Origin of the sequence: Cryobacterium sp. TMT1-19 (assembly GCF_004403055.1) — a bacterium.
GTDB lineage: Bacteria > Actinomycetota > Actinomycetes > Actinomycetales > Microbacteriaceae > Cryobacterium > Cryobacterium sandaracinum.
In genome coordinates this window covers 44,222-51,887 of sequence record NZ_SOHB01000003.1, presented here as the reverse complement: position 1 = coordinate 51,887, position 7,666 = coordinate 44,222, and the positions used below count along the sequence as shown (strand labels likewise).

The following is a 7,666-nucleotide window of genomic DNA, read 5'->3' as shown; positions in this document are numbered from 1 at the left end:
TTCACAGCAGAGCAGTACACCGCCCGCCAGCGCTACCGTGTTCCCGGAAACGTGCTACCAACTCGCCGGACTACCGCTACCACCAAGCGCTACTCGCCAGCCTGTCCGCCGGCACCGAGCGCCGTGCTTGGAGGGGAACCCCATACGGGACGCGTGACTTGCGTGTCAGAGTGCCTGCAAGCACCACCTCGACGACGAAGCTCGGGTCGATCGAGAAGGGGCTGGTCCCCGCGGACGGCCGAACCGCGATCCGGAATTTGGATGCGTCCTGAGCCTGGGTTGCGTCTAAATCAGCGACAGCACGACGGGTAGAACTAGGGCAACTCCAACGTATGCGAATGCAGTAAGCGGGATGATGCTGCATAGAGAGAGCGGTTGGTGTCGAGTACGAGAAAGAGTCGCGAGCAGGAACCCAACGCCGAGAATTGCGAACACGTACCAACCGTCCGAGAACCCTGCCGTCACTACGTCAGTCTTGCTGAGCCGGTAGAGCGCTTCGGAGAAGAAGAGCGAAGCCATGAGAGCGACGCCGTACGTCGCCCAACGGGACCGGGTTTTAAAAAAATACCCAGCCAACCCGAGGAGTGGGCCGAACATGAGAGCGCCAATCATGTAGTACGTGTCACCGGTCCAGCTTCCGATGATCCCGAATTGCGCCCACATGCCTATGTAGAAACCGACATCAGCGGCGAGAACCGAGAGAAGCCCGGCGACCGTCGCTAAGCCGCCCGTGACCGACAGGTAGCCGACGAAATAGGAGATGAAGAGCCAGACCGAATAGCAGTTCGTCAACTGAACGAGGGGCCCTGGAAGGTAGGTCTGCCCGAAGGACGTGAGAAGGCCCCAGACCAAACCTGCGCTGATTAGTCCCGGCAGGCGCCAGAGACCAGCATCTGACAGTACGCGCGGACGTACTCGATTCCCAGGGACTGCTACCGCACTTTCCATACGGCGAGGCTAGCAGTGCCAGAAGTCGACAGTTTCTGTGACCCTATTCGCCGGTTGTGGTGCGCGTCGAGGTGATTCTCCGACGCGCGCGGCATCGGCGCCTGAGCCCTCGCACACGGCCGCTCGATGGAAACAGCCACTCCACTCAAATATGCCTTCACCGCGTTCCCGTACGAGGAACCTCCATCGGGACGGTCCGGGTCTGATTCTGTTAGAGCGATGCGCGCCAGGTTCGTCGAGTGGCGAGCCGGGCGGTCAGGAAGAGCGCGACGCCAAGGACTCCGAGGATCGCGGCGAACGTGATTCCCCAGTCCCACACGCTGGTCTGGGTATGCACCAGGAGGAGTTCGTGTTCGCTCGTGAAATAGGAGCATCGGACCCCAACGGGAAAGAACGAAAATGCACCGCTCGCGGTCCAGCCTGCTGGGGGCAGAGCCAGATTGCCTAGCTTGGGGTTCTGATGGCAGAATTCGCCGATACCCGCGTGTGAGATGAACGCGAACTGCAGCCCAGCCAGGGCCATGAGGGCCATCGACGGAATACCGAGGATCCAAGACCGCGCAGTCACGGCGAGGAGCACGGGAAAGGCCGGTCTTTGCAGTTGCATTTCGTGTACCCCCTCCTTTTCAAAGTACGAGCTGCCAGACACCGGGTAAGCGTTTGAAGACTGGAAAGAAAGAAATCGCCGGCTACAGAGTCAAGGCCCGTAGCCGAACCTGCAACGCGACTGGTCAACTGCCGGTCACCGAATGACTAAAGGGTCGATGCTGTTCCACGACGTTTCCTCTAGCGAGGATTCTGACGTTTTCGTTTGCTATTCACCGACCGTGCCGTCGATTGCTTCGCGCAGAAAGTCGGCGTGGCCGCCGTGGCGGGCGGTCTCCTCGACAAGGTGCAGCAGCACCCATCGGAGCGAGAAGTTGCGTCCATCGCCCAGCGTCTTGACCGACAGCTGATCCAAGCCTGTCGATTTGGATACGACTGCCCGGCTCCGATCACAGGCGTCGCGGTAGCGACTCCGCAACAGCACCGGATCGAGAAGAGCGGCAGTGCGGAACTCCCAGTTTGGGTCGTCGTCCCAGTCGACGCTGGCCCATGGCTCTCGATCAGGGAGGCCAGCGAAGCGGACCTCCATCCAGTCTTCTTCCACCAGCGCCAGATGGTTGAGCAGGCCCGCGAGGGTGAGTTCGGAGGGGGAGTGCTTCTGTGCCAACTGCTCACGGGTCAGGCCGTCGGTCTTCGAGAGCAACGTCTCACGCTGATAATCTAGGTACTGCGCGAGCATGACGAATTCCGCGCAGTTGGGTTCAGGATCGATTCGCATTCGCTCATCCTGCCAGGGGGTGGAGACGTGTCGCCAGGCGAACGGTTATCGGGGCAACTCATCAGTCAGGTCGAAGTTCATTTGAACACGCCGGCCGTACCCAAGTCCTCGCTGTTGCTCCGCTACTAACAGATCTCGAAGAAAATCAGAATCGGGACCACGCTCGATAAAACCACAGCTCAAGTAGAAGGGGGCGTTCCATGGAACGTCCGCGAACGTTCGCAGGGTGACCCGTTTGCATCCGCGCAGTCTTGATTCGCTCTTGACTGCTTCGACGAGCGCGCGCCCATGCCCGTGGTGCGCCGCTGACGGCCTGACCGATAGCTGCTCGAGATGACCGCTGCCAGAGACTTCGAGGACGTGGACAAACCCGATCGCATCCGATCCTGGACTGTCGCTGGCTACGAGGATGAAGCCACTCTGCTGTGATGGCTTCGTATAAGAAGGAGCAGGCCGCCAGCCGACTATCGAGAACACGGTCGCGAACAGCGCGTCAGCTTCATTCTCGATCACTTCAAGAAGTTCCAGATCGTCGGCCCTCGCTTGTCGAACAAATGTCTTCAACATGAATCCGAGAGTAGCTTGACGAAGGGTGCCGTGAGCGGGACGCCGACCGGGACACCCAAAAAGGCCAACAGTCGATCCCCCGCCTATTGCTCCGTTTCGTAAGGGGAACCTCATACGGGTCGCCTAGCGGGTATTACCCTATTTCGGCTCCTGAGCGCGTGCGCGCCCCTCCGAGGGCAAGGATAACCGCGCCGACAGATGCAATGGCGATCCAGACCAAGAAAACGATCGTCGTGGTCCAGCTGGGACCCGCAGTCACAAAGCCCTGACCGTCTGCACGCTCCCACTCACAGGCGCGCCCCAGAGGCCACGACGAGAAAGATCCATGTACCCGCACAGCTTCCGACGCGACCGCGAACGGGGCGGACTCACGCCGTGGTCCCTCAACGACGCATTTGTAGTCAAGTCCTCCGTATGTGGCGGTTAGCCAAGCTAGCCCGACTACGCAGAGAGCAGCGAGTACGCCGACAACGATCAGAGAAATGCCGATTGGCTTCGTCAATGCCACCCTGCTTTTCACCATGTGCCGACTCTATTAGTAATCCCTGTCCGATTTCGCGCTGGCCTTGTCCTCGGTAAGTGGTTCGAATCGCAGCGCTAAAGGGCGTCCAGTTCGCAGTGCTGAATGTCACCCCTTGTGCCCGAAGGGGAACCCTTTCCGGGCAATCAGCCTCTCGTCGCCGCTGATTTAGACGGCTGCTCGAGGAACGCGTCGATCGTTCCCCGGAAGGCAGCCGGCTGTTCGATCCACGGGTAATGCCCGCTCCCTTCGATGACCACGCATTCACCTGTGGGAAAGAGGCGTGCCAGCGCGGCCACCGGCGCTAATCCGGTGAGGCAGTCCTCGGCTCCGGCAATCACCAACACGGGGGCCTTCACCTGCCCCAGCCGCGCCGCAAGGTCGCGCGGTGGGGCGACACTAAAATACGCCTTCGTGGCGGGCAGGCTCCATCGCCCGATCGTCGCATGGGATCGCTCTGTTGCGCCCCAGTTCGCGTATCCGGCCGGCGCCGACTCCTGTCGCCAGGCGTTGAACCCGTCATCGTCAACCGTCTGGGGCCCCGCTTCCAAAGCTGCGAAAGCGGCTTCGAAAATCGAATCTCCGCGCCGCTTCTCGCTCAGCGTTTGGGCATCGGATGGCTCATCGACGAGATAAGCCGCCGGCGGTGTGATCAGCACCAGCCTGGCAACGCTGAGTGTGAACTGCGCCGCGTAGGCAAGGGCCAATCTCGTTCCCGCTGAGTGAGCCATCAGAACGACGCGATCGAGGCCGAGATGGACACGCAGGTGCTCGATGTCGTCGGCTTGAGTCCAGAACGACCCCAGCTCTTCCTGGTCGGGCGCGGCCGTGCGTCCGACACCTCGTAGGTGGGGCACGATGAGGCGGTGCCGATCGCTGAGGCCGGCCAGATCGCCAAGGTAGCTGGGGTGGCGGGCCGCTCCTCCGGCAATGAGGATAACCGGGCATTTGTCGCCGTCGCTGTCCTTCAGGCGCACGTCATCGTAGTGAAGTGCTGAACCGTCGGAGCTTTCGTAGCTTGGCATCACTCGACGGTACACGGCACACGTAAGGGAACGGTTTGCGCGCTTGGTCGATCGAACGGCTGGCGTCTGCTACGGCCAAATCTGCGTTTCGCGCCTCAGATCGAGCGCGTAATAGATGGCCTCACTTGACCGAGAAGTTTTGAGGAACCCTGCTTTGTCGATTGCGCGCTGGGAGGCGATGTTCTCGACCGCAGTGTCTGCTTTGACTCGCAGTGCGCCGTAGGTCGCGGCAATCGTGATCGCCGCCAGTAATGCTTCCGTCGCCAGGCCTAGTCCTCGCATGGGTTGGTCTCCGTAGCTCAGTTCGACCACTCCGTCTGCACCCGGCGCACCGAAAAAGCCGATCCCGCCAATTGCGCGCCGGTCCTCGGCCCTTTGAATCATGTAGAGAGTGAAGGGAGGGTGGGCGTCGAGTGAATCCGCCAGACTCCGCAACGGATCGTTCTCCTGCCTGGCGGAGGTCGACGATGGTGCGGATACCGGCTTCATGCATTTGGTCCCACCCCGCCGGGGTAACCCAGTCAACGTTCTCGGAACTGGACGCCCCGGGGCGTCAGTTTTCTATTTCGTCGTGGGAGACCACCGAGATCGCGTGCGTTCACCAAACCTTCGACCCGAAGAGCCCGGCCCTCATGTTCCGCCTCGTTGACCATGGGCTCAGCTTAGGAGCGAGAGAAAGATCGAGTGACAGTTATTGAGCAACAATCATTGCGCAATAGATGTTGTTCTTATAGGGTCATCGGTATGACCCCCCGCGACGCCTCACGCACCACGCTCAACTCGGCTGCCTCCATGCGGGTCCTCGCGCATCCGACCCGGCTTCGTCTGCTCGGCCTACTTCGCGAACGCGGCCCGTTGACCGCCGCCCAGCTCGGCGACGTCGTCGATGAGGCTCCCGGTACCATCAGCTACCACCTCGGAAAGCTTGCCTCCATCGCCCTGATTGAGCCCGCCGAGGCTCAGAGCACCGACCACCGCGAACGCTGGTGGAGGGCCACGACACTGCTGACCAGCTGGGAGCCCGCCGATCTGCTCGACGACCCCGACAAGCTGGCGGCGTCTTCTGTTTTGCAGAAGTCCATTGCTCAGGCCTACGCCGCCCGGTTTACGGACTACATCGACGCGACACCGGCCTTGCCCCGCGAGTGGGTCGCGGCAGGCGCGAGCGGGGACCGCAGCCTGCGTCTTACTGTCGAGGAACTGGGCACTATGCGGACCGAGCTCGAAGCCCTGGTCAACCGGTGGGTCGACGCGAGCGCCGCCCACGACCCGGCCATGGCCGATGGCGCCGAGCCCGTGGTGCTCGTCTACCAGGCTTATCGCCGTCCCTGAGTCAGACCGCCGATGAGGAAGAACATGATGGAGGCGCTGCGTCGCAACCGCCGCGCAACCGGCGCCCTCTCGGCCCTGCTGGCTGCCCACGCGATCTCGCAAACGGGCAACGTGATCACAGCGTTCGCCATCCCCTTCTACGTCCTCGGCCTTGGTGGGTCGGGTGTCGAGGTGGGAATCGCGGCATTCTTCGCCACCGCCCCGGTTGTGGTCGGCGGGGCGCTCGGCGGGGTTGTCGTGGACAGGGTGGGTCACCGTAAAGCAGCGATCGTTGCGGACCTCGTGAGTGGTGCCACCGTGCTGGCCATGCCGGTACTGGCGCTGACCGTCGGGCTGCCATTCTGGGCCCTTCTCATCCTGGTATTCGCGGGCGGACTGCTCGACACCCCGGGACAGACCGCCCGGCGCGTTATGCTGCCCGGCTTGACGGTGCGGGCCGGCGTGCGGATCGAGCAGAGTGTCGGGCTCCTGGACGGTTCTGAACGCTTCGCCAAGCTGATCGACGCCTCGATCGCCGGCCTGCTCGTCGCGCTCCTGGGGCCGATCGCAGCCCTTTTCGTCAACGCGGCAACGTTCGCGGTCTCTGCCCTGCTGACCTGGGCGTTCGTGGCAGCCGTGCCCGCCGCCGTCAGGCCGAGCGGCGACAGTGTTGACGTTCCCCGTTCCTCCTACTGGGCCGACCTGGGCGAAGGCTTCCGCTTCGTCATCCACGACCCGCTGATGCGGTTGGTCGTCGGCCTCGTCCTGGTCACGAATCTGCTCGACGCCGCCCGCGGCTCGACCCTGATGCCCCTCTATGCGAACGATCGTCTGGGGGGCGCGGCCGCTCTGGGTCTGCTGGTGGCGGTCATGGGCGGTTGCGCCCTGGTGGGCAACGTGGCCTTCGGCTTCGTCGCTCACCGTGTGCCCCGCCGCGTGACCCTGGCGGTTTGCTTCGCCTTGGCTGGCGGCCCGTCGAGCGCTGCCTTTGCCGTCGGTGCGCCGCTGCCCGCGCTCGTCGCAATGACCGCGCTCTCGGGCCTGGCGGCTGGGGCGATCAACCCGATACTCGGCGCGGTGGAACTCGAACGCGTTCCCGAACACATGCGCGGCCGGGTGTTCGGCCTGATCAACGCCGGTGCGTGGTCGGGTGTGCCGTTCGGCGCCCTACTCGGCGGCATCGCTGCCGACACGATCGGCCTGTCGCTCGCCTTCGGAATCGTCGCGATCGTCTACACGCTCGTCACGCTGAGTCCTCTCTCCGGAGGAGCGTGGCGGCACATGGAGCGGCGTCCGGTCGTGATGCCCGCGAAATGAACGCCCAAAACGCTCGCCAGTCCACGCCTGGAAACCTGAGCCCCGATATGCACAGCGCGTCCACCAACCGGGAGCGGAATGATCATCGAAGCGGGTGGGAAACTCGAGACATGGCGAAGCCGTGCGGGAAGAACGATTTTGTGTTTCGAAGTGGCACCGCAGAGGATGCGGCGGGGTGCGTTTCGCTTTGGGTCGCGGCGTGCGTCGCTCGGGATGGTGAAGCGGTCGATGGAGTAGCCGAGCGAGCTCGACTCAAATTTGACAATTCAGAATGTTGGATCGTGGCCGAGGATGCAGCCGCTGGGCTCGTCGGGTTTGTACTGGCAACGAAACCAGGTTCGGGTCTGGCCAGTGATCCATCCGGCTCGCCTGTCATCGGTCTGCTCGCTGTCGCTCCCGGCGCTCAGGGGAGCGGGCTTGGCGGCGCACTTCTAACTGGAGCAGCCGCCGCGCTTGCTCTGCATGGCCATGAGCGGTCTGTTCTTCACGTTCTTGCCGATCATCGCGCTGCTGTGCACCTCTACGAAAAGAACGGCTGGCGACCGTGGGGAGAGCTATTCCCGCATTCGCTGTTGGGACGTCCGTCGCAGACGTATGTGCTGGACCTAGATCTGCCGGGTGTCCGATAGCCGGACGGCGACCGGGACACCTTCG

The 7,666-nt window shown here is 62.8% G+C and carries 9 protein-coding genes; 3 read left to right on the top strand and 6 right to left on the bottom strand.

Annotation, left to right across the window (positions count from 1 at the left end):
• Positions 1 to 285: 285 nt before the first annotated feature.
• The 6 genes from E3T40_RS00625 to E3T40_RS00600 all read right to left on the bottom strand — a co-directional run bounded on the left by E3T40_RS00625 (position 286) and on the right by E3T40_RS00600 (position 4,873).
• Positions 286 to 948, bottom strand: a complete 663-nt coding sequence (locus E3T40_RS00625) for a DUF6518 family protein (RefSeq protein WP_241981619.1) — start codon at positions 946 to 948, stop codon at positions 286 to 288.
• Between the two features lie 211 nt (positions 949 to 1,159).
• Positions 1,160 to 1,555 carry a hypothetical protein gene (locus E3T40_RS00620; RefSeq protein WP_134542403.1) on the bottom strand — a complete coding sequence of 132 codons (396 nt, stop codon included), beginning with the start codon at positions 1,553 to 1,555 and terminating at the stop codon, positions 1,160 to 1,162.
• Positions 1,556 to 1,762: 207 nt separating this feature from the next.
• Positions 1,763 to 2,272 carry a DinB family protein gene (locus E3T40_RS00615; protein ID WP_134542402.1) on the bottom strand — a complete coding sequence of 170 codons (510 nt, stop codon included), beginning with the start codon at positions 2,270 to 2,272 and terminating at the stop codon, positions 1,763 to 1,765.
• A 45-nt stretch (positions 2,273 to 2,317) separates the two neighbouring features.
• Positions 2,318 to 2,839: a GNAT family N-acetyltransferase gene (locus E3T40_RS00610; RefSeq protein WP_104169431.1), complete on the bottom strand. Its 522-nt coding sequence runs from the start codon at positions 2,837 to 2,839 to the stop codon at positions 2,318 to 2,320.
• Positions 2,840 to 3,505: 666 nt separating this feature from the next.
• A complete protein-coding gene (locus E3T40_RS00605; protein WP_134542401.1) occupies positions 3,506 to 4,384 on the bottom strand; it encodes an alpha/beta fold hydrolase in 879 nt (292 codons plus the stop codon).
• Positions 4,385 to 4,453: 69 nt separating this feature from the next.
• Entirely contained in the window at positions 4,454 to 4,873 is a 420-nt protein-coding gene (locus tag E3T40_RS00600; RefSeq protein WP_134542400.1) for a GNAT family N-acetyltransferase, read from the bottom strand.
• A 255-nt stretch (positions 4,874 to 5,128) separates the two neighbouring features.
• On the opposite strand from E3T40_RS00600, the gene E3T40_RS00595 reads away from it, so the two are divergent.
• The 3 genes from E3T40_RS00595 to E3T40_RS17440 are packed head-to-tail and all read left to right on the top strand — an operon-like array spanning position 5,129 to position 7,641.
• Positions 5,129 to 5,716, top strand: a complete 588-nt coding sequence (locus E3T40_RS00595; RefSeq protein ID WP_134542399.1) for a helix-turn-helix domain-containing protein — start codon at positions 5,129 to 5,131, stop codon at positions 5,714 to 5,716.
• Between the two features lie 24 nt (positions 5,717 to 5,740).
• The gene (locus E3T40_RS00590; RefSeq protein WP_241981618.1) at positions 5,741 to 7,012 is read left to right on the top strand and encodes an MFS transporter; all 1,272 of its coding nucleotides are present in this window, start codon (positions 5,741 to 5,743) and stop codon (positions 7,010 to 7,012) included.
• Complete coding sequence (locus tag E3T40_RS17440) at positions 7,009 to 7,641, top strand: GNAT family N-acetyltransferase (protein ID WP_104169435.1); 633 nt, start codon at positions 7,009 to 7,011, stop codon at positions 7,639 to 7,641. Before E3T40_RS00590 ends, E3T40_RS17440 begins: the two co-directional genes overlap by 4 nt.
• The last annotated feature ends 25 nt before the right edge of the window (positions 7,642 to 7,666 follow it).

Excerpts from the sequence above, each read along its gene's own strand:
- E3T40_RS00620 (WP_134542403.1), bottom strand. The coding sequence starts at position 1,555 with ATGCAACTGCAAAGACCGGCCTTTCCCGTGCTCCTCGCCGTGACTGCG.
- E3T40_RS00595 (WP_134542399.1), top strand. The coding sequence starts at position 5,129 with ATGACCCCCCGCGACGCCTCACGCACCACGCTCAACTCGGCTGCCTCC.
- E3T40_RS17440 (WP_104169435.1), top strand. The coding sequence starts at position 7,009 with ATGAACGCCCAAAACGCTCGCCAGTCCACGCCTGGAAACCTGAGCCCC.
- E3T40_RS00625 (WP_241981619.1), bottom strand. The coding sequence starts at position 948 with ATGGAAAGTGCGGTAGCAGTCCCTGGGAATCGAGTACGTCCGCGCGTA.
- E3T40_RS00615 (WP_134542402.1), bottom strand. The coding sequence starts at position 2,272 with ATGCGAATCGATCCTGAACCCAACTGCGCGGAATTCGTCATGCTCGCG.
- E3T40_RS00600 (WP_134542400.1), bottom strand. The coding sequence starts at position 4,873 with ATGAAGCCGGTATCCGCACCATCGTCGACCTCCGCCAGGCAGGAGAAC.
- E3T40_RS00610 (WP_104169431.1), bottom strand. The coding sequence starts at position 2,839 with ATGTTGAAGACATTTGTTCGACAAGCGAGGGCCGACGATCTGGAACTT.
- E3T40_RS00605 (WP_134542401.1), bottom strand. The coding sequence starts at position 4,384 with ATGCCAAGCTACGAAAGCTCCGACGGTTCAGCACTTCACTACGATGAC.
- E3T40_RS00590 (WP_241981618.1), top strand. The coding sequence starts at position 5,741 with ATGATGGAGGCGCTGCGTCGCAACCGCCGCGCAACCGGCGCCCTCTCG.